This window comes from Mucilaginibacter sp. McL0603, from assembly GCF_049992945.1.
Taxonomy (GTDB): Bacteria; Bacteroidota; Bacteroidia; order Sphingobacteriales; family Sphingobacteriaceae; genus Mucilaginibacter.
Map to the genome: position 1 here is coordinate 262,868 of NZ_CP188251.1, position 25,797 is coordinate 288,664.

Below are 25,797 nucleotides of genomic sequence, written 5' to 3' on the forward strand. Positions count from 1 at the left end.
TAGAAATTAATTTCAATTAACTTTTGATCAACATGAAAACTCTTAAAATATTTATAGTACTTCTTATTACTACTATCAGTGCAAAAGCACAATTTACCAAAGCCGAATTACAAGTAAGTGGCCTAACCTGCTCCATGTGCTCTAAAGCAACGGAAAAATCATTGCGCACACTTGAATTTATAGGCGATATTAAAGTAGATCTTAACCGCAACATTTTTCTGATCACTTTCAAAAAGGATGCCCCGGTAAACCTCGATCAGATCAGCAAAAAAGTTCAAAATGCCGGATTCTTTGTCAACAGTCTAAAAGCCACTTTCAATTTTGATGGCGTGAAAGTAAGTGATAATACCTTTAGCTATGCCGGTGATAATTATCGTTTGGTTAATGGTGGCGATAAAACACTTTCCGGTCCGGTTATGATTACGGTTGTGGATAAAGGGTTTGCGCCTGCGGCTGTTTATAAGAAATACAGCAGTGCTTCTGCAGATAAAACCGAGTCGGGCCGCACCTATCATATCGCTATATAATTTTCAGATCATGAAAGTTATATTTTTGGCTATCATCCTGTCGGGGATGATATGCCCTGCCTTTTCGCAGGAATTATATGTAAATACCGAACCGGCCAGTAATATGGCTACCCATTCTATCGGCATCAGGTTAGAGAACCAGGGATATTTTAACCCGGTTTATAAAAACCGCACAAGTCTTGAAGTGATGTATGGCGCCAGCAAAGACCTGATGGTGCATGGCAGTTTATACATGTCGGATTACTATCACACCGATCAGCACTTTGAAGGCGGGAGCGTGTACGCCAAATACCGTTTCTTATCGATTGACTCTGTGCAGAAGCATTTCAGAGGGGCGGTATTCGCAAAAGTTTCGGATATCAATAACCCTTTGGTAAACCAGGAAATAGGTCTTGAAGGAGATAACAGCGGCTTTCAAACCGGTGTAGTATTTACTAAATTATTGCATAAACTGGCTTTATCTGCCTCGACAAGCTATCTGCGCGCTTTTGATAATAGCGGCGGCTACAAATTGCCTGTTACTAATGCTCGCGATGAAGTGGGTTATACCCTATCGGCAGGTTACCTGCTCTTGCCAAAATCCTATGAAAATTATAACCAGGTTAATCTGAATGTTTATGCTGAATTACTGGGGAAAACCAATCCGGGTTACGGGCAAAGCTATTTGGACGTCGCACCTGCTGTTCAGCTTATATTTAATAGTGTTTTCAGGGTTGATTTTTCTTATCGGACACCATTATACAACGATATGGTACGGACAAGTCAGAACACTTACCTCGTAAGGTTGGAATATAATTTATTCAACGTTTTTTAATGCAAGTCTGAACCATGAGCTGCTAATTTACAGCTCATAGTTCAGTTACTATATCCGATTGTCCGTTTTTCCCGGTTACTCTGAAAAGCCAGTTCAATAATGCGGATGGTTTGACGTGCTTGCTCAGGTTTTACGATGAGCTCCTTGCCTTCGGCTATGGCATCATATACATTCTGGAATAGGTCCTGGTAACGACCAGACTCACTTTCAACGGTGTGGGTTACATCTTTACAATTTTCTTCCGTAGTTAGTTTGCCCCATATTGATTCTGGTTCGCGGCCCCAATCTCGTGTACCAGGTTTCATACCTTTTTTTAGGTCTTCTTCCTGCACGTCCATTCCGTATTTAATAAAAGTACCATGATCGCCATAAAGCACGTACACTGGTCCGGGTACTTTTACCAGCATGCCGGCTTTCAGTGTTACTTTTAATCCCGGATAACTCAGGATGATCTCGAAATTATCTTCAACTTCTAGTCCCGGCCTTTGTGTAAGCATCATGCAGGTAACAGCTTCCGGTGTGCCAAACAGCTCAAGTGCACCATCGATCAGGTGCGCACCCAAGTCATATAATATTCCTGATCCCGGCAATGGTTTCTCCCGCCATGCACCGGGACGCAATTCGCGACGGAAACGGTCGTAATGCACCTCATACTCTATCAATGCACCTAATGCTTTACTTGCTATTACTTTCTTTGTAGTATTATGCCCGCTATCAAAACGACGGTTATGGTGCACAGTAAGTATTCTGTCGTGTTTTTTTGCTAACGCGATCAATTCATCAGCATCCACAGAAGTAATAGTAAATGGTTTTTCTACCAATACATGTTTACCAGCCAGCAAAGCCTGTTTGGCCAGGCTTAAATGCGAGGTATTTGGTGTGCCGATAACTACTAATTCTATTTCAGAATCATTAATAATATCATCAGCATGCTTTACTATTTCGGTATTTGGATAGATGGTTTTGGCTTTATCTGCCTTTGCCGGATCTGATGTACTGATCTTTTTCAGATCGAACCCGGGATTGGCATTGATGAACGGCGCCAGGAACGTTTGTCCTGCATTGCCAAAGCCGATAATACCGGTGTTAATTATTTTCTTCATAAGCTCTTTAATTGAATGGTGCAGGGCGCGAGGCGGTTGGTGAACATTGTCATTCCACAATCGATCCCATTTTTATCTGTTGTAATTTGGTATCTTTAAATATGTAAATACTTTCAAATGTTAACTCTTCATTTTTAACTGTAATGGTATCGCACCTTATGTTTTTCACCTTCAATAAATCCAGAAAAACATCTTTTTTCATGCCGATTGAAATCTTTTTATTTAATCGTATTCTGTCATTTACTATCTCAGCATCTTCAATATAATAACTGGTGTCATTACTCAGTAAAATAATTTTGTTTGTTCCATCTGTAAAGTCATATGGATAATACGGCAAGCCCTCTTCAGTTACTTCTTTTTCATTTTTTATAATTACCCTGTCAAGGAACAAGGACTTAATTTCATTGGTATCTGCTTTAGCGATGTCAAATGCCAGGGCCTCATAACTAAATTCCTGAGAGACTATTGGCTCGCCACAGCTCATACCCAGAATGGTTTTTTCAGATATCGTTTTATATGCTGGCTTTGCTGTGCTTGCAGACTTTATTGTATCCTGCTGATCCTGTTTCTTTTTTTGATTGGAATCGGTTTGGCATCCAATATTGATCAGCATTAACATTGTTAGAATAAGAATTATGTATTGACGATTTTTTCTCATGTTAGGTAAATTTCTCTTTGCCTTTGTCAATGATTTTTGGTTCTGTAAGGCAGAATATAATATCCGCCAACCGCCTCGCCCCAGGCTCAAAACGTTTAATTTTACAAACCAATTAAGTGCAATCCTTCTTTTATCAGGATATTGCGCCATCAAATACCTGATAAAAATATACATTACCATTATGAAATACAGAACTTTTGCAAATAAGGAGCAATTATCAGCCATAGGGCTGGGTTGCATGAGTATGAGCCATGGCTACGGTGTGCCCGACGACCCCGAGTCGATCGAAACATTGCACCTGGCGCTTGACCTCGGGATTAATTTTTGGGACACTGCTGATGTTTACGGAAGCGGCAAAAACGAGGAACTGATATCCAATGTGCTGCGTACTAACCGTGATAAAATATTTATTGCTACCAAGTTCGGCTTCAGGGCCACTGCCGATGGGAAGTTAAGCACTTTTGACGGCAGCCCGGCTTATATCAAACAAGCAGTAGAGGATAGTCTAAAACGATTGAAGATTGATGCGATAGACCTATATTATGCCCACCGAATTGACCCCAATGTCCCTGTTGAAGAAATGGTTGGTGCTATGGCTGAACTGGTGAGGGAAGGCAAAGTAAGGTATTTAGGATTATCAGAAGCCTCTGCCAATTCCATTCGCAGGGCCAACGCTGTGCATCCGATTAGTGCTTTGCAAAGCGAATATTCCCTGCTGACAAGGGATGTAGAAAAAGAGATATTGAAGGTATGCAAAGAACTGGGTATTACGTTTGTTCCATTTAGCCCGTTGGCAAGAGGATTGATGACGAATACCTTAAACCTAAGCGGACTGGCAGATAATGATTTTCGAAAAGGATTGCCACGTTACCAGCAGCAGCACCAGGCAAATAACCAAAACCTGGCAGCTGGTTTTGCTGAAATTGCCAAAGAAAAAGGATGTTCACCGGCACAACTGGCATTAGCCTGGGTGTTAGCCCAGGGTGATAATATTATTCCTATCCCTGGAACCAAAAAGCGTGAAAAATTAAAAGATAACGCAGGCAGTGTAGATGTTACTTTGTATGCAGATGATTTTAAAAAGATCGAAGCAGTACTGGCGAAATACCCTGATACTGGCGACAGGTATAGCGAGGCTAACTGGAAGTTTGTGGATAAGAACTGATAATGTTAAAATTTGCAGTTGGTTGGTTTTAAAACCAACTGCAAACTCATAACTGCCGAATGATTATTTATCAATTTTCGCGGTAAATGAACCGTTTGTTATAGTATAAACCACAGTATTTCCGGCAGTATCATCCCAGGCAAATAGCTTACCCGAAAAAGTTCCCGAAATGGTTGTTGCTGTAACTTCTGTAATGGTCACGGTAGCTTGAGGATTTCCTATTTGAGTAGTAAAAATATCGGTATCATTAGGATAATAGGTAATATCAGCCGTTTCTTTTTGTGCATATGAACTGGCTGCCGGGTAGGTTTGGCCTGCCTTTAATGTTGCCGGATCATGAATGATATCAACTTCAAATTCATCATCGCTAAGTTTACCATTAGTAAAGTTTTTGGCAATAAATTCAGTCTGAACAAGCCCGTTTGCCGATACTGTGAATTGTTGACATTGATTAAAGCTAAGGGCAGTTCCGTTTGAAGTAAGTTTCATAGAAGTTGCAACTTCTGCAGGTGTAGGCGTCGGTGCTGGAGTCGAGTCCTTTTTACAGGAGCTGAAAGTGACAGAAGCAAATGTTGCCACCATCAAAAAATACGATAAGGTTTTCATGGACACTTATACGTTGATTGGTCCTTTTCGTTCCCTTGAAAATAGAACTTTCTGATTAAAAATGCCCCTGACGCAAGAATGCGTGGGATGTTGCTGAAAGTGAACGGGTTGTAAATTTGGTAGCAGTTGCAGTTTGGGCTATCCATAACTTTAACTGCTACTAAAAACTGCCACTTATTTCTTCACCCAGCCATCTTTCAAAGTCACCGTTCTGTTGAACACTAACTTATCAGGTGTGGAGTGTTTATCCAGCGTAAAATATCCTTTGCGCATAAACTGGTATCCTTTGCCAACTTCAGCATTAGCAAGGTCAGGTTCGATATATGTTTTTGGTAGGATATGCAGGCTATTAGGATTAAGATATTCTTTAAAATCGCCATCCTCGTTAGATGGATCATCTACCTGGAACAAGCGGTCGTATAAACGAACTTCAGCGGTTTTAGCATGCGCCACACTTACCCAATGGATGGTGCCCTTAACATTTATCCCGCTGGTATCATTACCCGATCTTGATTCAGGGATATAAGTACAATAGATCGCAGTTACATTACCATCGGCATCTTTGTCAAAGCTTTCGCATTTCACAATATAGGCGCTTTTTAAACGCACCATGAGTCCGACACCAAGGCGGAAGAATTTCTTCGGTGGCTCTTCCATAAAGTCTTCGCGTTCAATCCAAAGCTCACGTCCGAACGGAATATTACGACCACCGTCACCTCCTTCGGCTTCAGGGTTATTTTCGCTGTACATCTCTTCAAACTGTCCTTCAGGGTAATTTGTGATAACCATTTTTATAGGGTCGAGCACAGCCATACGACGCCATGCAGTTTTATTCAGATCCTCGCGGATGCAGAATTCTAACAGACTAAGGTCGATCATGTTTTCGCGTTTGGCAACACCGATGCGCTCGCAAAATTCACGTATGGATGCTGGTGTATAACCTCTACGACGTAAGCCACTGATGGTTGGCATACGCGGATCATCCCAGTCTTCTACATAGCCCTCTTCAACCAGTTGCAGCAGCTTGCGCTTGCTCATCACGGTATAGTTCATGTTCAGTCGCGCAAACTCGTACTGTTTGGACGGAAACAGCTCCAGTTTTTCAATAAACCAGTCATACAAAGGTCTGTGCGGAACAAACTCCAGCGTACAAATAGAATGGGTGACCTCTTCGATCGCATCCGACTGTCCGTGTGCAAAATCATACATCGGGTAAATGCACCATTTATCGCCAGTACGGTGATGGTGCGCATGCTTGATGCGGTACATGATCGGATCGCGCATATGCATATTTGGCGATGCCAGGTCGCCTTTTGCCCGAAGTACTTTTGCCCCATCAGGATATTTTCCTGCTTTCATTTCTTCAAACAGGCGAAGGTTTTCCTCAATACTGCGGTTGCGGTATTCGTTGCCGATGCCCGGTTCAGTAGGCGTACCTTTCTGGGCAGCGATCTCTTCTGGCGTACTGTCATCCACATAAGCCAAACCCTTGCGGATCAGCGTTAAGGCAAACGCATAGATCAGGTCGAAATAATCTGAAGCGTATAGCTCATTAGCCCATTCGAATCCCAGCCAGCGAACATCTTCTTTAATACTGTCCACATATTCCACATCCTCTTTAACAGGGTTGGTATCATCAAAACGTAGATTGGTTTGGCCTCCGTATTCTTTAGCCAATCCAAAATTTAAGCAAATGGATTTGGCGTGACCGATGTGTAGATAACCGTTAGGCTCAGGCGGGAAACGGGTAAGTACCCTGCCTCCGTTTTTGCCTTCGCGTATATCTTCTTCAACTATTTCTTCTAAAAAATTTAATGATCTTTCTTCGCTCATGGTGTAATAGAATAGGGCAAAAATAGCAATTTAGGATGGGTTTTACACTGGCTTTATGCAGGCAAGCATTCTAAATTTAGGACAACATGCACCATAGGTGCAAAAGCTTGGTAGAATCATTTAATTATACAGATTAGCGTGCCGTTAGATACGCAACCTCATGTTCCGTACCTAACGGCACGGGATTTATTTATATTTTATTTTCTACCGAGCTTTAGCCCCATAAGCGTTTGTTGGCGCACTATCATCCATCCTCACATTTTCTTCTTACTTTTACACTAACCAATCCGGTTTACATGAGTGATACCTTTAACCGCCCTATTCGTGTTTTAGTTGCTAAAGTAGGCCTTGACGGGCATGACCGTGGGGCGCGTATTATTGCTACTTCGCTGCGTGATGCGGGCATGGAAGTGATCTATACCGGTTTACGCCAAACGCCTGAGATGGTGGTTAATACTGCCCTGCAGGAGGATGTGGATGCTATTGGCATTTCTATTCTTTCAGGTGCACATATGACCGTTTTTCCGAAGATCATCCAGTTGATCAAAGAAAAGCAAATGGATGATGTGCTGGTTACCGGTGGAGGTATCATCCCCGAGAGTGATATGCAGGCGCTTAAAAAAATAGGCGTTGGTGAGCTTTTTCCTCCGGGAACTACCACGAAGGATATTGTAAAATACATTACCGATTGGGTGCACCAGAACCGCAACTTTTAAATATTATCTGTTATGTTTCAAAATCTTCTGATCGACTACAACGGCGCTATTCAGCATATTATCATCAATCGCGAAAGCAAGCTGAATGCTCTTAACAAAGAAACCCTTGCCGAACTTCATACTGCCATCTATGATGCTTTGAATAATGAGCGTGTAGGAGGCATTATTATTACAGGTGCCGGACAGAAAGCCTTTGTGGCGGGCGCCGATATTGCTGAATTTTCATCTTTCGATTCCGTTAAAGGAGAGAAACTGGCTCGCGATGGCCATAGATTAGTTTTTAACCAGATAGAGAATAGCAAGAAGCCCGTGATAGCTGCCATTAATGGTTTTGCTTTAGGCGGGGGGTTGGAACTGGCACTTGCCTGCCATATCCGTATTGCATCAGATAATGCCAAGATGGGATTGCCTGAAGTAAGTTTAGGATTGATACCGGGTTATGGTGGTACACAACGTTTAAGCCACCTGGTTGGTAAAGGCAAAGCATTGGAAATCATTCTGACTGCCGATATGATCACTGCAGACGAGGCTCTTAAAATCGGATTGGTAAACCATGTAGTGAGCCAGGACGAACTGCTAACTAAAGCCGAAGAGATCATGAACAAGATATTAACGCGGTCGCCTTTGGCCATCGAAACCGCCATTACCGCTGTCAATGCATCAACCCAAACAGGCGTTGACGGATACGAAATTGAGATAGCAGGATTTGCAAAATCTTTCGGCACTGATGATTTTAAAGAGGGCGTAAGTGCTTTCCTGGAAAAGAGGAAACCGCATTTTAAGGGCCTATAAGCTGGTTTTATGACATAATCCTGACTAAATATAAAAATTGGTCAATTTTATTTAACTGTCAATCAATCGATTGAATAATCGTGACATTCAAATGAAACGCTGAGGTATTTTTCATGCTTTACTTTGTTCCGTGTTTAAACAAACACATTAACAAAATAATACATAATACAATGAAAACTACATTCAAAATTTCAGCCCTGGTTTTAGCTTTTGCCGGATTTGCATTGGGCGCAAAAGCACAAACAACAACAACTTCTTCTTCTAAAACTTCAACTGGACCCAATGGCATAGTTTTAAGCGTTGGCGTTGATGCCGGTATCCCGACAGGAAACTTAAACAACTCTTATAACTGGAACATAGGTGGTTCTGTACAAGCAGATATCCCGGTTATCCCACACCAGTTATTTGTAACTGTTAATGCTGGTTACAACAGCTTCCAGGGTAAAAACAATATCGGCGGGGTACAGGGATTAGATGCAACAAACATTCAATTGCTGCCTGTTAAAGCCGGTTTAAAATACTTCCCTATAAGTCATTTCTATATCCAGGGTGACGCAGGTGCAGCATTTGCATTGAACAAATCTAACGCAGGTTTTGACAAAAGCGCAGCATTCGTTTACGCTCCACAAGTAGGTGTACAATTCCCACTTGCCGGCAAAAGCTATATTGATGCCGGTGTACGTTATGAAGCTACTACCAAATTTAACACCGCTGCCGATGAAAAGATTAACTTCTTTGGCTTACGTGTAGCTTATGCCTTTGATACCAAGTAATTTTTCTACACACTAATTAAAATAACGGGTAGCACGACAGTGCTACCCGTTATTTTTTTTAAAGAAAATATTTAAAAATTAGCCTCATAATTAAATTTACGTAAAAAATTAGCAAATTTGTTTGTAACTTGATATGTCACAAATACGTTTACCTGTCAAAAGTAAATCCCGGTTATGAAGAAAATACTCATCATTGATGATGAAGTTAATGTTTCCCTCTTGCTTTCGAAGTTTTTAACTCGGAATGGTTTTGACGTAACTACCGCTGCTACCGGTACAAGCGGTATGGAGTTTCTTAAAGATGGCTCTTTCGACTTAGTTTTATGTGATTTTCGCCTTGAAGATACCGATGGACGCGAAATGCTGAAAAATATCAAGACACAATATCCCAAAACAGGTGTTATTATTATTACAGGATATTCTGATATAAAAATGGCTGTCGAACTGATAAAGATGGGTGCTTATGATTATATCACCAAGCCGCTTTATCCTGATGAAATATTAAATACGATAAATAAGGCTTTTGAGACTCATCACGCCCTGGTTGAAGAACCGGAAACGACTTCTGTTAACAAGCCAATTAACGGCAAAAGACCTCAATTGCCTAACAACGAATTTGTAGTAGGTACAAGCAAGGCATCAAAAGAACTGGCACGACAGATAGAACTGGTAGCGCCAACAAATTACAGCGTAATTATTTTGGGCGAAAGTGGTACAGGAAAAGAGTCGGCTGCAAAAAATATACACTTAAATAGCCAGCGTGCAAACATGCCTTTTATTGCGATGGACTGCGGATCGTTAACCAAAGAGCTTGCTGCAAGCGAGTTTTTCGGTCACGAGAAAGGTTCATTTACTGGTGCATTGTATACCAAAATAGGTCACTTTGAAATGGCTAACGGTGGTACCCTATTTTTGGATGAAGTTGGAAACCTCTCTTACGATATACAGGCAGCTTTATTGAGAACAGTACAGGAAAGAAAAGTGAAAAGGATAGGAAGTACAAAAGAGATCGATCTGGATGTGCGTATCATTATCGCCACCAATGAAAGCCTGCAGGAGGGTATTCAAAAGGGGCGGTTCAGGGAAGATTTGTATCACCGTTTTAATGAATTTACCATCTACATGCCTGCCTTGCGTGAGTTAGGTAGTGATATTTTAATGCTGGCCGAGCATTTTTTGAAGATGGCTAATCAGGAGCTTGGCCGTAATGTGACTTCCTTTTCGCCGGAGGTGATAGAATGCTTTATGAATTACCGATGGACAGGTAATATACGCGAGTTGAAAAACGTAGTACGCAGGGCAACACTGCTTACCGAGGGTGAGATGATACAAATGAAAGCCATACCTTTGGAGATATCAAATTATAGAATGCCTTCAATTGAACCTGTTGTTAATGCACCCGAACCAGTTATGGTTAAAGAGAGCAGAAACGATCTTAAGAACGCGGCTCAGGAGGCAGAATATGATACCATTTTAAAAGTGCTGCGCGAGGTAAACTTTAACAAAACAAAAGCTGCAGAAATATTAAATATAGATCGTAAAACCCTTTATAATAAAATGAAGGCAATTAACCTGGGTAAATAACAATTATGCAAAAATCACCGGATGACACAAAGCCCGAAGAAGACAAGGTACGCAGGTTAAGGCATGACATCAGGAACCAGCTGTCAAACATAAATTTGGCTGTTGAACAGTTAAAGTATGAAATACCTGACGACGCAGGCTCAGACAGCGAGTTTTATATTAATACAATTGCAATGAGCTGTGCAAAGATCAATGTGCTGCTCGACGATCTGGGTTAACTATTTGATTAAATATTATTTAAATGCAGCGCTAAAACTTTTTGGCGCTTTTTTGTTTATATTAAATACTTATTACAATTAGTTCTCATGTCAATTTTTAACTATAAACAGCGAAACAATATAATATTAGTCAGTATCATCGTACTGGGCTGTTTCTTAGTATATGCTTTAAGCGGACTATTCAGCTCCATATTGGGGGCTATTGTACTTTTTACCATTTTCAGGCCGGTATTTCTTTACCTGACTCATAAAAAGCATTGGAATAAATCATTGGTAGCGCTACTTATAATCTTTGGGTCACTTATCGTTATTGTTATTCCCTTTTTGTCATTAAGCATCCTGGTTATCAACAAGATCGGTAGTATTAACCGTGATACTTTCCCTATACAAGAATGGGTACAAAAAGTAGATGGCTTTGCCGCTTCGCATTTAGGTCAGCCTAAACTGGCTGAAACCAGTCTGAGTAAACTGGGAGGATATATCACTGAGCTTTTTCCATCCATTATAAGCAGTGCGGTGAGTATTATTTTAACACTGTTAGGATTGTATTTCTTATTATATTTTATGCTGGTGCAGATGAAGGAATTTGAGGCCGGGTTATTAAAATATGCCCCTTTTCGCGAACAGCACGCTTTGAAATTTGCTACCGAACTACGCAATTCAACCTATTCTAATGTTTTGGGCCAGGGTATTATTGCTATTACACAAGGTGCTTTACTGACAATGGGCTTTTATGCGGTGGGCATTCCGGATGCTGTATTTTGGGGTGTTATTGGCTGTTTCATTTCTTTTTTACCTGTTGTGGGCGCTCCAACTTTATGTATCCCTGCAAGTATCATATTATTTGCTACTGATCATACAGTAAAAGGCGTGCTATTGCTGGTTTATGGCCTGCTATTTATTGGCAATATTGACAATGTATTACGGATGATGATCAATAAACGTATAGGCAATACACATCCTATTATCTCAGTGATTGGAGTATTTATTGGCTTACCATTGTTTGGAATTTTAGGTTTGGTTTTCGGACCGTTATTATTGTCATATTTCTTATTATTGCTGGAGATATATGAAACGAACCGGTTAGCTGCCGACCGGTTGGAACGGATACGGACCGGGACAGATATTTAATAGTAAAACGAATATTTTTTGCCCGTAAAAAACTAAATCCCGATACTAAGGGAAATATTTTGTTTAATGAAGCGACAAAAAGTCTGTTTATATATAATTGGCAGGATATTTAACCGTTAATGAAACAAAACTTCAACTTTAAAATTATACTAATATGAATGACAATACGAAGGTGGTAGTTGCATTGCTTGCAGGGCTAGCGGCAGGAGCAGCATTAGGGATATTATTTGCACCCGAAAAAGGGACTGAGACACGCGATAAACTTACCGAATCATTAAAAAAGCTGGGTGACTCGATAAGGGAAACTGCAGCAAATGAAATTGATAATCTTGTAGGGCTTAAAGATAAAGTGGTTGATAACCTTAAGAGCAAAATAAAAACTACAGAAGAAGAGTTGCAGGACGACTTAGAACACGCATAAACTAAACTGGTCCCGGTAAACCTATCCGGGACTTTTATTATAAACCTATGGAAGAGCAGAAAGAGACGCCTCCCCCTATTATTGACCAGCTAAAAGAATACGCCGAGACGCAAATAAAACTGGCAAAATATGAAGCGATAGATCGCAGTGCAAAGTTTTTGGCCAGCTTTATTACGGATATGGTCGTAGCCTTGGCCTTTGTGCTTACTTTTCTGTTTTTAAGTTTCGCTTTAGCTTTCATTTTATCGAGGTGGTTAGGGTCTAACTGGGCAGGTTTTGGTTGCATGGCCGGTATATACCTGATCATTGCGATAATTATCATATTGCTTAAGGATAAGATGCAGCAACCACTGATTAACCTATTCATCAGAAAATTTTTCCAATAATATGGCAGACGTATCTATAACTAATGTGGGTGATCTGAAGGCCGAGATAATTCGTCTGAGGCAGTTGAAGAGTGAACAGGGAGCAGCAATACAAGCCCGTTTTAGCAGTCCTTCTGCAATATTTCACACCTTTGGTTCTTTGTTCCCTAAATCAGCTGGTGGGAAAAACGGGATTTTTAACCAGGATATTTTTGGTTTGTTATCAAGAATATTGTTGCCTTTAACACTAAACAAGACCATTTTCCGCAATTCAAATTTCATCGTAAAAGCCCTGGTTGGCTATCTTTCTCAAAAAGCTTCCCACTTTGTAAACGAAGATAAAGTAATGGGTATATGGGATAAGGTAATGTCGGTTTTTGAAAAGAAAAAGCCTGTCGATTACGGTATTCCACCTGAAAGCGAAGCTTCCTGACAATTCGATCATATTTTCTTAAAAATTATTTTCCTGTACTGATGCACAGGTAGAAACCTTATTTTTGCCTGTTAATTTTTATAAGTGGGAAAAGATAAGTTAAGAAGATTTGCTGAAATAGATACATTCAACAATGTATTACAGCTGGATGCAGGTAAGCCATTTAAAGGTAAATGGGCCAAAGATTTTTTCAAGAATGATAAGCCGGTGGTATTGGAACTAGCCTGCGGAAAGGGTGAATACACCGTGAATTTAGGTCAATTGTTCCCTCAAAAAAACTTTATAGGGATTGATTATAAAGGCAACCGGATATGGCGCGGAGCAAAAACCGCTTTAGAAGATGGGGTTGCTAATGTTGGCTTTTTGCGCATACAGATCGAAATGTTACTGGATTATTTTGGTGATGGTGAAGTAGATGAAATATGGATCACCTTCCCCGATCCGCAGCCGCAAGTAAGCCGCGAAAAGAAACGCCTTACCTCTCCCCGCTTTCTTGATAAATACAAACAGATACTGAAGCCGAACGGTTGTGTTAATTTGAAAACCGATAACGATGATTTTTATACCTACACTGTAGAAAAAGTAAATGAGTTTGGTTTAAAAGCACATATCAAAACGGAGAATCTTTATATCTCTGAATATACAGACGATGTGCTATCAATAAAAACCTATTACGAAAAGAAGTACTTGCAGCATAATAAGAATATCAACTATATTAAGTTCTCTTTTTAAAACACCATGCCCGATCTGAATTTTTACGATATGGTATACCAGGTTGTACGGCTGATCCCACCGGGCAGGGTAACTTCCTATGGGGCTATTGCAAATTATTTAGGTACAAAAGGCTCATCGCGAATGGTAGGCTATGCTATGCAAGCCTGTGGAAGAGCAAATCCTCCTGTACCCGCGCACAGGGTGGTGAACAGTGCGGGCTTATTAACGGGCAAATTCCATTTCGGCGGCGATCTGATGGAGCAGTTATTAGAAAGCGAAGGCATAAAAGTGGCCGATAATAAAGTAGTTGACTTCAAAAAAGTGTTCTGGGACCCGTCGATAGAATTGGAGATGTGACCCTTGAAAATCTTTCTAACTATCCTGTCAATCTATTAAATCGTGTCTACAAATAACTCAACCACCATTTGTCCTTGTTACTCTGTTTATAAGCATCATACTGCTTGCATAATGGGTATAATCCTGCAACAATAGCTATCCAGATGAGGTAAGCTACAGGCAACGAGAATCCGTAACCTTTCAGATCTGTGGTAAACCATATAGGCTTTTGCAACAGCCATATGTGCCAGTTCTGTCCGTGTTTTAGTGCGGAGGAGATCATTGCAATTAAGTGGATAATATAAATATGGATGAGGTAATAAAACATAGGTACCCTGCCGTAAACCGAAACAACTTTTACCACCCCGTTTTGCAACCGCTCTGTAAAACCTAAAAACAAAAGTGCAAATCCCAATGTCAGTAAAAGGTACAATAACGAAGGCGGGTATTTGTTCACTTTAATGAATGACAGGAAAGTAAAAAATGCATCTTTCTGTTCACCCCACTTTACGGGATCTCCGTAAATATTGCTAAACCTGAGTAAAATAAACAATACAAGCGCTGAACCTCCCGCTATTATCAATATTCTTTTTCGTTTTTCAGCATCATAACCAGACCCGTACAATTCACCCACACAATAACCTAAAGACATCACAGCAAACAGCGGAACAAGCGGATAGCCTACAAGAAGGACCTCATGGTGCCAGGTAAAAAATTGTTGATCGTGAAGTAATGACCAGCCAAACGCAGGCAAAGTATTGCCGGGGACATGTATGCCATCAAAAAGATTATGACCGCAGATAACAATAAGACTTAGTGCCAGGATTAATTTCATTGGCAGATGTATTAATGCAGCCAGTATGATCATGCTTACGCCCAATGCCCATATGGTAATGAAAAAGAGCATAGGGAAGGTAAGGTTGAAATTCCAGCCTAAATTAACTACCAGCATCTCAAGCAATACAAGCCAAAGCCCGCGCTTCACCAGGAAAATTGACAGTTCGCTTTTGGTCTTTTTCTGGCCGATAAGATATGCTGAAGTACCGGCGAGCAGCAGAAATATGGGAGCGCAAAAATGGGTGATCCATCGCGTGAAAAATAGTATACCGCTTGTTTTTGTTAAGTCGAGCGGATCATAATAGAACGATCCTGAATATAAGTAATCGCGCACATGGTCCAGCGCCATAATGATCATAATGGCACCACGAAGAAAGTCGATAGATGTTATTCTGGTTTTTGTGATGATTTGAGTTGGATTCATTCCTGAAGATAGAATTATTTGAAACCGGGTTCAACCCGATACTTGCTGAAATATTTTTTGTTTATGTAAGCGGAACCACTTGTATCAACTCCACCCTGTTTCCAAACGGGTCAAAAAAAGCAAAACGATCCCATCCGGGTACAACAGGTTCTTGCATTATCTCAACACCATATTTTTCAAGCTGCTCCCTGGCAGCAGCAACATCTTTAACCTCAAATGCGATGTGCCGGTTGGAACGGGGCAAAGCATGTTCCGTGCTGATGTGTAATTGAATATCGCCGATATCAAACCAGTACCCTTTACTGTTAAATATATGATCGGGTCTTGGAATTTGCTTAAGTCCGATCACTTCGGTATAAAATTGCTTTGCTTCTTCCAGCCTTTCCGGGGGCACGCAAAAGTTGATGTGATTGGCACGTGTAAAGGTGATCATTCGTGTTCGGCAAAGGTTAATACATAATTGTTGTTGTCCAATATAGAAAATTCCGTAGCGCCGTAAAAAGTTTTCTCTAAACCTTTCAGCACTTTTACTTTATCCTTTATCGATTCAAAAAAACCCTGGATATTTTTCAGGTTGATGTAGAGCAGCAGCGAACCGCCATCTTTCCGGCTGATCTCAGGCAGCTCATCTTCAAGACTCGCATAAGTCTGAAACATAATAGTGACACCGCCATTTACCATCATCACCCACACCAGTTCGTCACCCTGCTCGGGTACCGACATGGTTACTTTGAAACCAAGCAGCGTGTAAAGTGCTACGGTTTCTTGAATGTTGTTCGTAAAAATATTGGGCGCTAAACTTTCCATAGACATGGTAATTAAGTAAAAAAGTAACTTTGCTGAACCGTTATAAAGATAAAAATTTATATTCGTAAAAAAACTAATTATTTTAGTATTTGACGGTGTCAAAGAACAAATCAATAACCTGCCTACCGGCAGGCAGGTTCAATAAATCACTCATTCACTAATTATAACTATGGGAAAATTAGAAGAAGATTTCAACGCCTATCGTACCAAAATGAACGACAGGATAATGGAATCGGCCAATACCAATATCAAACGTTTTTTCGCACTTGATACCACTACATATGCCGATGGTGCACTCGACGTAAAAACCAAAGAAATGCTCGGCCTGGTAGCCTCCATGGTTTTGCGTTGCGATGATTGTATTAAATATCATTTGGGCAAGTGCCACGAAGCGGGTGTGAACTATGACGAAATGAATGAAGTATTTATGATCGCGAATTTAGTGGGTGGATCTATTGTAATTCCTCACTACAGGAGAGCTTTGGAGTATTGGGATGAGTTGAATGCGAGATGATTGTAGTGCAATTGTCATTGCTGACATTAGTTTTTATATTTACTTTTAAAAATAAACATAATGCCGACTGAAAACTTAAAACGTTGTTCATGGGCGGGTAATGACCCCCTATATATGGATTACCACGATAATGAGTGGGGGAAAGAAGTACATGACGATAAAACGCTATTCGAGTTTCTTGTGCTCGAATCTGCTCAAGCAGGTTTAAGTTGGATAACCATTTTGCGCAGACGCGAAGGTTATCGTAAAGCTTTTGCTGATTTTGATGTATACAAAGTGGCTGCTTTTACTGATAAAGATGTAGAGAGATTGATGCAGGATACGGGTATCATCCGAAATCGTTTCAAGATATTGGCAGCTATCAATAATGCCAAACTATTTATTGAAGTGCAAAAAGAGTTTGGCTCGTTTGACAAATACCTATACAGCTTTATGCCTAATGGTAAGCCGATCATCAATCACTCTAACAGTATACCGGCCAGTACACCTATTTCTGACACCATCAGCAAGGATATGAAGAAACGCGGTTTCAAGTTTTTTGGAACCACCATTTGCTATGCCCATATGCAGGCCACCGGTATGGTGAACGATCATGTACCAGACTGCAGTTTCAAGTAATGGGGAATTTCACCGATGTGTATTAGTCAGTCACTTTAACCGAATTTGCACTAATAAAGGTCGCAATATAGCTTTTCACCGCAGCTTGTTTTACCGGGTCGCTGATGAATTGGTCAAGTGGTAATAAGGGATCGTTGCCAAAACTCATAAATGCGGCATTGTCGGCAGTTACAGTTTTGGCCCAGTCTACTGCACTAAGGAAAGTAAATTTAGGATATTTAACCACCTGGAATTTGCTTAAGTCGCCGCCTACCACGTGGTAAGCAATTGCAGGCGAATGAACAGATGCTAATATTGTGCTGTCAACGGGATCCAATTGGCCGGTTGAAAAACCGAAAATTCTTTTTACGGCAAACCGTAAACCCTCGATGGCTGGTTTGCGACGATCGGTCAAACTGGTTTCGGCACGATACAGGGCCTGCATATTGCCGCCAAACTCTATTGAAGTTAATACGTGCGTGCCGTATTTATTTACCAGCGCTTCGGCACTTAGCGTGGCAACATCCTGTTTAAAGGCAGCCGTAAGATAATTTTTTACCAAATCGGGATAAATATTTAACGCAAGCCTTTTCATGACAATGGTGATAGAAATGCTACTGTAAAAATACTTTGCAGAAAGCGCATCAGCATTCGTGAAATAATCGGTAATAGATCCTTTGAAAACTTTTAATCCGTTTGTTTCGGTCAACCCGGATGACAGATTCGATGAAAAATCTTCAGCATCATTAGCATACACAATCGGATCAGATCCCGAAGTGGCACGCGACAAATCAAACCGGTACGGATTATCGTGAAGGAAGGCATCGACATCGATTACTTTTGCCCGCACGGAGCTACTATCGGCATATGCGCCATTTACATCGTAACCAAAGCCCAACAAACTGTAATCCGGACTGCCGTCGGCGGCAGATATAGTTGTTTTGATGTGTGTTTGGGTTATTGAAACGCCGGTATCTATTTTAATAGCAGATGATGATTTAACTATCGAATGGTCGGTTTTTTTACAAGAGAATGCAGCAATGGTAATAATTGGAATTAGCAAGAAGAAGTTTTTCATAAATGATAAGAGTTTAGATTTCGACGCAAAAGTAAACCAGTGGTTTAATTACAACAATAAGAAATAAAAAAATCTTCATCATAATAATTAGACCAGGAAGACAAAATGAGTATAGAAGCCTTAATTTTGCCTACTTTTATTTTCTAAACTTTTAAAGCTGATATCACTTGTGAATCACAAAAACATCAGTGCAATCATTATAATATGAAAAAACTATTTCTTTTGGATGGTATGGCCCTTATTTACCGGGCACATTTTGCGTTGAGCAAAAGTCCGCGCTTTACCTCGGGCGGTCTTAATACTTCGGCGGTAATGGGTTTTACCAATACTTTGCTTGATGTACTTAAAAAAGAAAAGCCAACCCACATGGCCGTGGTTTTTGATACCGAAGCACCTACCGAACGCCATACTGATTTTGAGGCTTACAAAGCACACCGTGAAGCTATGCCCGAGGATTTGGCAAAAGCATTACCTTATATTTTTAAAGTGGTTTTAGGATTTAATATCCCGTTAATCACGTCTGATGGTTATGAGGCTGATGATATCATTGGCACACTCGCAAAAAAAGCGGAAGCAAAAGGATACCAGGTTTATTGTATGACGCCTGATAAGGATTTTGCACAATTGGTGTCTGAAAACATCCGCATTTATAAACCTGCACGTATGGGTAATGAAATGGAGATATTGGGCGTAAAAGAGGTGCTGGAGAAATGGGAAGTAGAACGTGTGGAACAGGTAATTGATATTTTGGGTTTGTGGGGTGATGCGGTGGATAATATCCCCGGTATTCCGGGAATCGGTGAGAAAACAGCCAAGACGTTGATCAAACAATATGGTTCGATGGAAAATATTATTAGCCATAGCCACGAACTAAAGGGCAAGCAGCGTGAAAATGTAGAGCAGTTTGCTGAACAGGGGTTAATGTCAAAAAAGCTGGCGACTATCATATTAGATGTTCCGGTTGAACTGGATGAAGCAGGATTAGAAATGTGTGCGCCAAGCAAAGATCTGTTGGAGCCTTTGTTTGCCGAATTAGAATTCAGAACATTAGGCCGACGTGTATTTGGGGATGATTTCAGTATAACAGAAACCAAAGCAGTTAGTATCCAAACCGATCTGTTTGGTGATCCGGTAGCAACCAACCGCACCACAATGACGGTTGACCTGACCGACATAAAAGAAGTTGAAAGTACCATCGCTGCTAAAAACATAAATAACGTTCCGCACGAGTACCACCTAGCGGATACAGCTGAAAAGCGCAGTGAACTGATAGCTTTATTGAAACAGCAAAAAAGTATTTGTTTTGATACGGAAACCACAGGCACGGATGCAAACGATTGCGAACTGGTAGGCTTATCATTTGCCATAAAGCATGGCCAGGCATGGTATGTGCCGGTACCCGCAGATCAGCGGGTAGCACAATCAATAGTTGAAGAGTTTAAACCTGTTCTGGAAGATGCTTCTATTGGCAAAACCGGGCAGAATATAAAGTATGATGTACTGATGCTGAAATGGTATGGTGTAGATGTACAGGGCGAACTATTTGATACCATGCTGGCGCACTATATTATCGACCCGGATACCCGCCATAATATGGATATCCTGTCTGAAAATTATTTGGGTTACAAACCGGTATCCATAACTGAGTTGATCGGCGCCAAAGGCAAAAACCAGGGCAGTATGCGCGATGTGGAGTTTGAAAAGATCAAAGAATATGCTGCCGAGGATGCCGATATCACTCTTCAACTGAGATCAGTATTTGAGCCCAAACTGAAAGAGGTGGAAGGCGAGAAATTGGTGCATGAGATTGAGCACCCGCTGATCTATGTGCTGGCGGACATGGAGTATGAAGGTGTGCGAATTGACCATAACACACTCAATGAATTTTCAAAAGAATTGGAAACCGATATCGCCAAACTGGAAAAAACAGTATATGAAAAAGCTGGTGTACGATTCAATATCGCATCGCCAAAGCAATTAGGCGAAGTGTTGTTTGAAAAACTGATGCTTGATCCTAAGGCTAAAAAAACAAAGACAGGCCAATATCAAACCGGGGAAGATGTATTACTTTCCCTCGCTGCAAAAAGTGATATTGTAAGGGACATATTGGATTATCGTCAGTTGCAAAAACTTAAATCGACCTATGTGGATGCGTTACCGCAAATGGTGAATAAAAAAACCGGGCGCGTGCACACATCCTACAACCAGGCCATTGCGGCTACCGGGCGTTTAAGCTCTACCAATCCTAATCTGCAGAATATTCCTATCCGTACGGAGCGTGGCCGTGAAGTGCGCAAAGCTTTTATACCCCGCGATGCTGATCATACCATAGTATCTGCCGATTACTCGCAGATAGAACTACGCATTATAGCCGAGATCAGCAAGGACGCCAATATGATGGACGCCTTTGCCAAAAATCTGGATATCCACACTGCAACCGCAGCCAAAGTTTACGGTATCGAACTGCACGAAGTGGATAGCAATCAGCGTCGTAATGCCAAGGCGGTTAACTTCGGGATTATTTACGGACAGTCGGCTTTTGGTTTATCACAAAGCCTGGGTATTCCGCGTAAGGAAGCTGCCGAGATTATCGAAAACTACTTCGCTCAATATCCGGGTATCAAACAGTACATGAATGATACTATGAACTTCGCCCGCGAAAATGGCTATGTGTGCACACTCATGGGCCGCAGACGTTATCTGCGTGATATTAATTCGGCCAATATGACCGTACGGGGATTCGCAGAACGAAATGCGATTAACGCCCCTATCCAGGGTTCGGCAGCCGATATGATTAAGATCGCAATGATCAATATCCACCGTGAGTTTAAAGCGCAAAAACTAGATGCCAGAATGACTATGCAGGTGCATGACGAGTTGGTATTTGATGTACCTAATCACGAAGTAGAGAAGGTAAAACCGATCATCATGGAAAACATGAAGAACGCTATTAAAACCAAAGTGCCTATTATGGTTGAGATCGGAATAGGGTTAAATTGGCTGGAAGCACATTAATTCCTGTCAATTTTTCTAAAAATGTATTAATAAATTGTCAATTTATTAATACTGATAGTTTAATTGGCATTAAAAATGCCGATTTGTTAAAAAAATGAACCTAAATCCTGTATTTTAAAAACGAATTGCCTTATAGGATAAACAAATAATAAAAATTAATTTTTTAAACAGATTATAGCTATTGGGGTTGATCAATTAAGTAATTCTTTGCTTAAATTGAGCCGTTTATCTGCCACAAAATGAGAGTTTTCCATCTGAGTGCCGAATGTTATCCAGTTGCTAAAGTTGGCGGGCTGGCTGATGTTGTCGGCGCATTGCCTAAATATCAGAATCAACTCGGTTTGCAAGCCGCAGTGGTGATGCCTTTTTACGACCGGAAATTTACTAAAGAAAATGAATTTGAGGTCGTTTTCCAGGCTACAGAGTTGCTGGGAATGCAGCGCTTTTACTTCGAGATATTAAAAGAGAAGACGGATAAGCTGGGTTTTGAACTATACCTGGTAAAAATACCTGGTTTGCTCGACAGGGAAAATGTCTATAGTTACCCCGATGAAACGCAGCAATTCATCGCTTTTCAAATCGCATTTTTAGACTGGATAACATGGTCGCAACAAACACCTGATCTGATCCATTGCCATGACCATCATTCGGGATTGGTTCCATTTTTATTACAACACTCTAAATTATATTCCCGGCTGGCTAATACGCCTACTGTATTTACCATACACAACGGGCAATACCACGGTGCTTTTGGCTGGGACAAGCTTTCGTTATTACCGGAAATAGACCTGACTAAAACAGGTTTACTGGATTGGAACGGAGCGATCAACCCATTGGCTGCTGCTGTAAAATGCTGCTGGAAATATACTACAGTATCGCCAAACTATCTGGAAGAACTCACTTATAGCTCAAACGGGCTGGAATATTTGTTTTATATAGAGCGGGCAAAAGGCGTCGGGATTGTTAACGGTATTGATACGGATATATGGAATCCCCAAACAGATCCAATGATCCCGCAAAAATATCCTGTAAGTAAATTAGCTTCGGGTAAACAAAAAAATAAAGCCATCCTGTGCGAAAGATTTGAATTATCATCAGATAAACCCCTGATCTCATTTATTGGTCGTTTGGTTGTTGAGAAGGGGGCTGACCTGTTAGCAGGAGCTATAAAAAGTACTATCCAGGCACATCCTGGTGAGATCAACTTTTTTATACTGGGTGCCGGGGATGTGAAAACGCAGGAAGAATTGCTGGTATTGAAAAAACAATTCCCAAAACAATGCAATGTATTTATAGGCTATGACGAAAGTCTTGCTCACCTGGTTTATGCAGGTTCTGATTTTTTGCTGATGCCATCACGGGTTGAACCTTGTGGTCTTAATCAGCTTTACGCACTTCGTTATGGGACCGTTCCTGTAGTTAGAACTACGGGAGGATTAAAAGATACAGTAATTGATTTTGGTGATGAAGGAGGCTATGGCATTCGTTTTTTAAATGCCAGCGTTAGTGATATGATACATGCCATTGGCCGCTCTGCTGAATTGTATGCTAACACTTCTCAGTTACAGTTGTTACGTAAACGAATGATGGCGCTCGATTTCTCATGGGATCGCTCGGCAAAAGAATATGTTAATCTTTATGAAAGTTTAAAACCTGCTATATGACCTCAAAAGTAATTTGCATCGTATTAGGTGGTGGCCAGGGAAGCCGCTTGTCGCCACTTACCGCAACCCGATCAAAGCCCGCAGTACCCATTGCCGGCAAGTATCGTTTGGTTGACATTCCGATCTCTAACTGCCTGCATTCAGGCATAGACCGGATTTTTGTATTAACGCAATTCAATTCGGCGTCATTAAACAAGCACATCAAAAACACGTACCATTTCAGCAGCTTTAGTGAGGCTTTTGTTGATATTTTGGCGGCGGAGCAAACGCCTTCGAGCGTATCCTGGTTCCAGGGTACTGCGGATGCGGTACGACAAAGCCTGCATCACTTGGCCGTACATGACTTTGAGTATGTATTGATCCTGTCTGGCGACCAGTTGTATCAAATGGATTTCCTGGATATGATCAATAGTCATATCGATAAGAAAGCGGATATATCTATAGCTACTATACCGGTACATGCGAATGATGTGCCCGGTTTTGGTATATTAAAAACAGATACAAACAGTCTCATCACTGAATTTGTTGAAAAACCTAAAAAGGATTTTGAGCCTCTTAAATCGGATGTAAGTGATGAGATGGTTAAGCAGGGAAGATTTTACCTGGCATCAATGGGTATCTATATGTTTAACAAGCAGGTATTATATGATCTGTTAGAAGGTAACGATCGTACTGATTTTGGCAAGGAAATAATACCGCAATCTATAGCCAGCCATGTGGTTACGAGTTATCAATATGAAGGTTATTGGACCGATATAGGTACCATTCCTTCGTTTTTTGAGGCCAATTTGGGATTGACGGATGATATACCTCAATTTAATCTTTTTGATAAAAATTACATCTTCACAAGGGCACGTATGCTGCCTCCGTCAAAGGTTTCGGGTACACACCTGGAACGCACCATTGTATCGGATGGATGTATCATTAATGCCAGCCGTATATTCCGTTCGGTAATAGGTATCCGTACCCGTATTGGCACTGATACTATTATTGAGAGTTGCTATGTAATGGGTAGTGATAATTATCAAACCCTTGAACAAATTCAGGAATCAAAAATAAGTGATTCACCCATTATGGGAATTGGCGACAGATGTGTTATCAAAAATGCTATTATTGATAAGAACACCTACATTGGTAATGATGTAAAGATCAATTGCGGTAAAAAATTAGAGGATGGCGATTATGGAACCCATACCGTTCAGGATGGAATTGTAGTAATAAAGAAAAGGGCTGTTATACCTAACGGTACAACTATTTAATTACTTTTTTAAAAACAATTTGGATTCAGATTGTTAGAAGTATTAATAAACAAATCTTTAAAACTATGAAAAAGGCAATTGCTATGATCGCGTTAGCTGCGATATGTTTAGGTACTACTGCTTATGCTGCTACTCCGGTAAAAGCTAAGCAAGACACCACAAAAAAGAAGACAAAAGAAGAGAAAAAGAAATCAAAGAAAGACACTACAAAAATGTAATGCCTTCAAAACAAAAAAGCTCTCCGGAATACGGGGAGCTTTTTTGTTTTATAGATAGATAGGGATTAAAATTATAAAGTTAAACTTCCACCTATAGCAGGTAATTGCAAATTAACTCCCGCCTTTTTAAACTTCTCGGCTGTTTCTGCTTTATTGATCTTTATTGCAGGGAAAGTGTCATAATGTATACCGATCACATTTTTACAATTGATAAATTCTGTAGCCTTTATTGCATCATCTCCGCTCATAGTATAATTATCACCGATAGGTAAAATGGCCCAATCGAGGTTTTCATCGGCTAATAGCTTCATATCATAAGTAAGTGCGGTATCGCCTGCAAAATAGATCTTCTTCCCTTCTGCATAGATAACATAGCCTGCCGGGTTGCCACCGTAAGAACCATCAGGCATGCTGCTTGAGTGAATGGCGTTTACCATTTTTACACGGCCGAAATCAAAGTTAAATCCACCTCCGATATTCATGCCATGTGCATCAGGAATGCCTTTGCCGCTCAGCCATCCGGCTATTTCGGCAATGCAGATCACTTTGGCGCCGCTGTTTTTCTGTATAGTGAACAGATCGGCAATATGATCGCCATGCCCGTGCGAAAGGAGGATATAATCAGGCTTAAGGCTGTTTACATCAATGTGTTTTGCCAGTTCGTTTGGCGAAATAAAAGGATCAAATAATAATTTTTTGCCACCGGTTTCAATTTCGAATGCCGCGTGACCATAAAAGGTGAATTTCATAGTAATAAAACGTTTTTTTTAATGGTTATTTACCGAACATATTACCAAGACCGCCAAACATATCTTTTGTCAGTGCAGCCATCTCGCTCTGGCTCACATTTTCTGCCTGCACCAATGCCTTATTCACTGCAACCTGCAATAACTCCTCAAGCTCTTCCTTATCGGCGGTTTTTAAAAAATCTTCATCGATATTAATGGACTGGATTACTTTGTTGCCATTGGCGGTAACGGTGATCTTGCCGTCTTCTGCAGTGCCCGAAACAGTTATCCCATCAAGGCGTTTTTTTACTTCGCCTGCTTTTTGCTGCGCTTCAAATAGTTTGTCGAACATGGTCTTTTAAGTTAAGTGGTTGATTGAGTTAGATTGGGTTGATTAGGTTATAAACAACCAACGATTGCAAAGTTGAGAAGTTTTCAAATAATTACAATTTAAAACCTATTCAACC

At 40.7% G+C, this 25,797-nt stretch carries 30 protein-coding genes; 20 read left to right on the top strand and 10 right to left on the bottom strand.

Annotated elements, in window-relative coordinates:
- Positions 1-32 precede the first annotated feature (32 nt).
- On the top strand, positions 33-527 hold the full coding sequence (locus ACPPVU_RS01275; protein ID WP_426669875.1) for a heavy-metal-associated domain-containing protein: 495 nt from the start codon (positions 33-35) through the stop codon (positions 525-527).
- Between the two features lie 10 nt (positions 528-537).
- The gene (locus tag ACPPVU_RS01280; RefSeq protein ID WP_426669876.1) at positions 538-1,341 is read left to right on the top strand and encodes a hypothetical protein; all 804 of its coding nucleotides are present in this window, start codon (positions 538-540) and stop codon (positions 1,339-1,341) included.
- 41 nt (positions 1,342-1,382) lie between these two features.
- On the opposite strand, the gene ACPPVU_RS01285 is transcribed toward ACPPVU_RS01280, so the two are convergent.
- Both ACPPVU_RS01285 and ACPPVU_RS01290 read right to left on the bottom strand, forming a co-directional pair.
- On the bottom strand, positions 1,383-2,444 hold the full coding sequence (locus tag ACPPVU_RS01285) for a Gfo/Idh/MocA family oxidoreductase (protein ID WP_426669877.1): 1,062 nt from the start codon (positions 2,442-2,444) through the stop codon (positions 1,383-1,385).
- 49 nt (positions 2,445-2,493) lie between these two features.
- Positions 2,494-3,252, bottom strand: coding sequence for a hypothetical protein (locus tag ACPPVU_RS01290; protein WP_426669878.1), 759 nt, complete (start codon positions 3,250-3,252; stop codon positions 2,494-2,496).
- 31 nt (positions 3,253-3,283) lie between these two features.
- On the opposite strand from ACPPVU_RS01290, the gene ACPPVU_RS01295 reads away from it, so the two are divergent.
- Positions 3,284-4,267: an aldo/keto reductase gene (locus ACPPVU_RS01295; protein ID WP_426669879.1), complete on the top strand. Its 984-nt coding sequence runs from the start codon at positions 3,284-3,286 to the stop codon at positions 4,265-4,267.
- A gap of 63 nt (positions 4,268-4,330) precedes the next feature.
- Here the strand turns inward: ACPPVU_RS01295 and ACPPVU_RS01300 are convergent, their stop codons facing one another.
- Both ACPPVU_RS01300 and ACPPVU_RS01305 read right to left on the bottom strand, forming a co-directional pair.
- Positions 4,331-4,873 carry a hypothetical protein gene (locus tag ACPPVU_RS01300; protein WP_426669880.1) on the bottom strand — a complete coding sequence of 181 codons (543 nt, stop codon included), beginning with the start codon at positions 4,871-4,873 and terminating at the stop codon, positions 4,331-4,333.
- 174 nt (positions 4,874-5,047) lie between these two features.
- Positions 5,048-6,706, bottom strand: coding sequence for a glutamine--tRNA ligase/YqeY domain fusion protein (locus ACPPVU_RS01305; protein ID WP_426669881.1), 1,659 nt, complete (start codon positions 6,704-6,706; stop codon positions 5,048-5,050).
- Between the two features lie 296 nt (positions 6,707-7,002).
- On the opposite strand from ACPPVU_RS01305, the gene ACPPVU_RS01310 reads away from it, so the two are divergent.
- From ACPPVU_RS01310 to ACPPVU_RS01360, 11 genes are all read left to right on the top strand, one after another.
- Positions 7,003-7,422, top strand: coding sequence for a cobalamin B12-binding domain-containing protein (locus ACPPVU_RS01310; RefSeq protein WP_426669882.1), 420 nt, complete (start codon positions 7,003-7,005; stop codon positions 7,420-7,422).
- Positions 7,423-7,434: 12 nt separating this feature from the next.
- Positions 7,435-8,214, top strand: a complete 780-nt coding sequence (locus ACPPVU_RS01315; protein ID WP_426669883.1) for an enoyl-CoA hydratase/isomerase family protein — start codon at positions 7,435-7,437, stop codon at positions 8,212-8,214.
- Positions 8,215-8,384: 170 nt separating this feature from the next.
- Positions 8,385-8,987, top strand: a complete 603-nt coding sequence (locus tag ACPPVU_RS01320; protein ID WP_426669884.1) for an outer membrane beta-barrel protein — start codon at positions 8,385-8,387, stop codon at positions 8,985-8,987.
- Positions 8,988-9,161: 174 nt separating this feature from the next.
- The gene (locus tag ACPPVU_RS01325; protein ID WP_426669885.1) at positions 9,162-10,571 is read left to right on the top strand and encodes a sigma-54-dependent transcriptional regulator; all 1,410 of its coding nucleotides are present in this window, start codon (positions 9,162-9,164) and stop codon (positions 10,569-10,571) included.
- 5 nt (positions 10,572-10,576) lie between these two features.
- Entirely contained in the window at positions 10,577-10,789 is a 213-nt protein-coding gene (locus tag ACPPVU_RS01330) for a hypothetical protein (RefSeq protein ID WP_426669886.1), read from the top strand.
- Positions 10,790-10,876: 87 nt separating this feature from the next.
- The gene (locus ACPPVU_RS01335; RefSeq protein ID WP_426669887.1) at positions 10,877-11,920 is read left to right on the top strand and encodes an AI-2E family transporter; all 1,044 of its coding nucleotides are present in this window, start codon (positions 10,877-10,879) and stop codon (positions 11,918-11,920) included.
- 154 nt (positions 11,921-12,074) lie between these two features.
- A complete protein-coding gene (locus ACPPVU_RS01340; RefSeq protein WP_426669888.1) occupies positions 12,075-12,341 on the top strand; it encodes a YtxH domain-containing protein in 267 nt (88 codons plus the stop codon).
- Between the two features lie 47 nt (positions 12,342-12,388).
- Entirely contained in the window at positions 12,389-12,727 is a 339-nt protein-coding gene (locus ACPPVU_RS01345) for a phage holin family protein (RefSeq protein WP_426669889.1), read from the top strand.
- Position 12,728: 1 nt separating this feature from the next.
- On the top strand, positions 12,729-13,139 hold the full coding sequence (locus tag ACPPVU_RS01350; protein WP_426669890.1) for a hypothetical protein: 411 nt from the start codon (positions 12,729-12,731) through the stop codon (positions 13,137-13,139).
- Between the two features lie 84 nt (positions 13,140-13,223).
- Positions 13,224-13,871 (top strand): tRNA (guanosine(46)-N7)-methyltransferase TrmB, encoded by a 648-nt coding sequence (gene trmB, locus ACPPVU_RS01355; protein WP_426669891.1) that lies wholly within the window; start codon positions 13,224-13,226, stop codon positions 13,869-13,871.
- Between the two features lie 6 nt (positions 13,872-13,877).
- Positions 13,878-14,210 (top strand): MGMT family protein, encoded by a 333-nt coding sequence (locus ACPPVU_RS01360; protein WP_426669892.1) that lies wholly within the window; start codon positions 13,878-13,880, stop codon positions 14,208-14,210.
- Between the two features lie 46 nt (positions 14,211-14,256).
- On the opposite strand, the gene ACPPVU_RS01365 is transcribed toward ACPPVU_RS01360, so the two are convergent.
- From ACPPVU_RS01365 to ACPPVU_RS01375, 3 genes are all read right to left on the bottom strand, one after another.
- Positions 14,257-15,450, bottom strand: a complete 1,194-nt coding sequence (locus ACPPVU_RS01365; RefSeq protein ID WP_426669893.1) for a DUF1624 domain-containing protein — start codon at positions 15,448-15,450, stop codon at positions 14,257-14,259.
- A gap of 61 nt (positions 15,451-15,511) precedes the next feature.
- Positions 15,512-15,883, bottom strand: a complete 372-nt coding sequence (locus ACPPVU_RS01370; RefSeq protein WP_426669894.1) for a VOC family protein — start codon at positions 15,881-15,883, stop codon at positions 15,512-15,514.
- The gene (locus ACPPVU_RS01375; protein ID WP_426669895.1) at positions 15,880-16,257 is read right to left on the bottom strand and encodes a VOC family protein; all 378 of its coding nucleotides are present in this window, start codon (positions 16,255-16,257) and stop codon (positions 15,880-15,882) included. Before ACPPVU_RS01375 ends, ACPPVU_RS01370 begins: the two co-directional genes overlap by 4 nt.
- Before the next feature lie 169 nt (positions 16,258-16,426).
- Between ACPPVU_RS01375 and ACPPVU_RS01380 the strand changes: the two genes are divergently transcribed.
- Together ACPPVU_RS01380 and ACPPVU_RS01385 are read left to right on the top strand one after the other, a co-directional pair.
- On the top strand, positions 16,427-16,771 hold the full coding sequence (locus tag ACPPVU_RS01380) for a carboxymuconolactone decarboxylase family protein (protein ID WP_426669896.1): 345 nt from the start codon (positions 16,427-16,429) through the stop codon (positions 16,769-16,771).
- A 60-nt stretch (positions 16,772-16,831) separates the two neighbouring features.
- A complete protein-coding gene (locus ACPPVU_RS01385) occupies positions 16,832-17,389 on the top strand; it encodes a DNA-3-methyladenine glycosylase I (protein ID WP_426669897.1) in 558 nt (185 codons plus the stop codon).
- Between the two features lie 22 nt (positions 17,390-17,411).
- Here ACPPVU_RS01385 and ACPPVU_RS01390 read toward each other — a convergent pair whose 3' ends face one another.
- Complete coding sequence (locus tag ACPPVU_RS01390; RefSeq protein WP_426669898.1) at positions 17,412-18,446, bottom strand: MAC/perforin domain-containing protein; 1,035 nt, start codon at positions 18,444-18,446, stop codon at positions 17,412-17,414.
- A gap of 204 nt (positions 18,447-18,650) precedes the next feature.
- Between ACPPVU_RS01390 and polA the strand changes: the two genes are divergently transcribed.
- The 4 genes from polA to ACPPVU_RS01410 all read left to right on the top strand — a co-directional run bounded on the left by polA (position 18,651) and on the right by ACPPVU_RS01410 (position 24,602).
- Positions 18,651-21,461 carry a DNA polymerase I gene (polA, locus tag ACPPVU_RS01395; protein ID WP_426669899.1) on the top strand — a complete coding sequence of 937 codons (2,811 nt, stop codon included), beginning with the start codon at positions 18,651-18,653 and terminating at the stop codon, positions 21,459-21,461.
- A 239-nt stretch (positions 21,462-21,700) separates the two neighbouring features.
- Positions 21,701-23,125: a glycogen synthase gene (locus ACPPVU_RS01400; RefSeq protein ID WP_426669900.1), complete on the top strand. Its 1,425-nt coding sequence runs from the start codon at positions 21,701-21,703 to the stop codon at positions 23,123-23,125.
- Positions 23,122-24,384: a glucose-1-phosphate adenylyltransferase gene (locus tag ACPPVU_RS01405; protein WP_426669901.1), complete on the top strand. Its 1,263-nt coding sequence runs from the start codon at positions 23,122-23,124 to the stop codon at positions 24,382-24,384. Before ACPPVU_RS01400 ends, ACPPVU_RS01405 begins: the two co-directional genes overlap by 4 nt.
- Before the next feature lie 65 nt (positions 24,385-24,449).
- Positions 24,450-24,602, top strand: coding sequence for a hypothetical protein (locus ACPPVU_RS01410; protein ID WP_426669902.1), 153 nt, complete (start codon positions 24,450-24,452; stop codon positions 24,600-24,602).
- Between the two features lie 71 nt (positions 24,603-24,673).
- Here the strand turns inward: ACPPVU_RS01410 and ACPPVU_RS01415 are convergent, their stop codons facing one another.
- Together ACPPVU_RS01415 and ACPPVU_RS01420 are read right to left on the bottom strand one after the other, a co-directional pair.
- A complete protein-coding gene (locus tag ACPPVU_RS01415; RefSeq protein ID WP_426669903.1) occupies positions 24,674-25,351 on the bottom strand; it encodes a metal-dependent hydrolase in 678 nt (225 codons plus the stop codon).
- 25 nt (positions 25,352-25,376) lie between these two features.
- Positions 25,377-25,682 carry a YbaB/EbfC family nucleoid-associated protein gene (locus ACPPVU_RS01420; protein ID WP_426669904.1) on the bottom strand — a complete coding sequence of 102 codons (306 nt, stop codon included), beginning with the start codon at positions 25,680-25,682 and terminating at the stop codon, positions 25,377-25,379.
- Between the last annotated feature and the right edge of the window lie 115 nt (positions 25,683-25,797).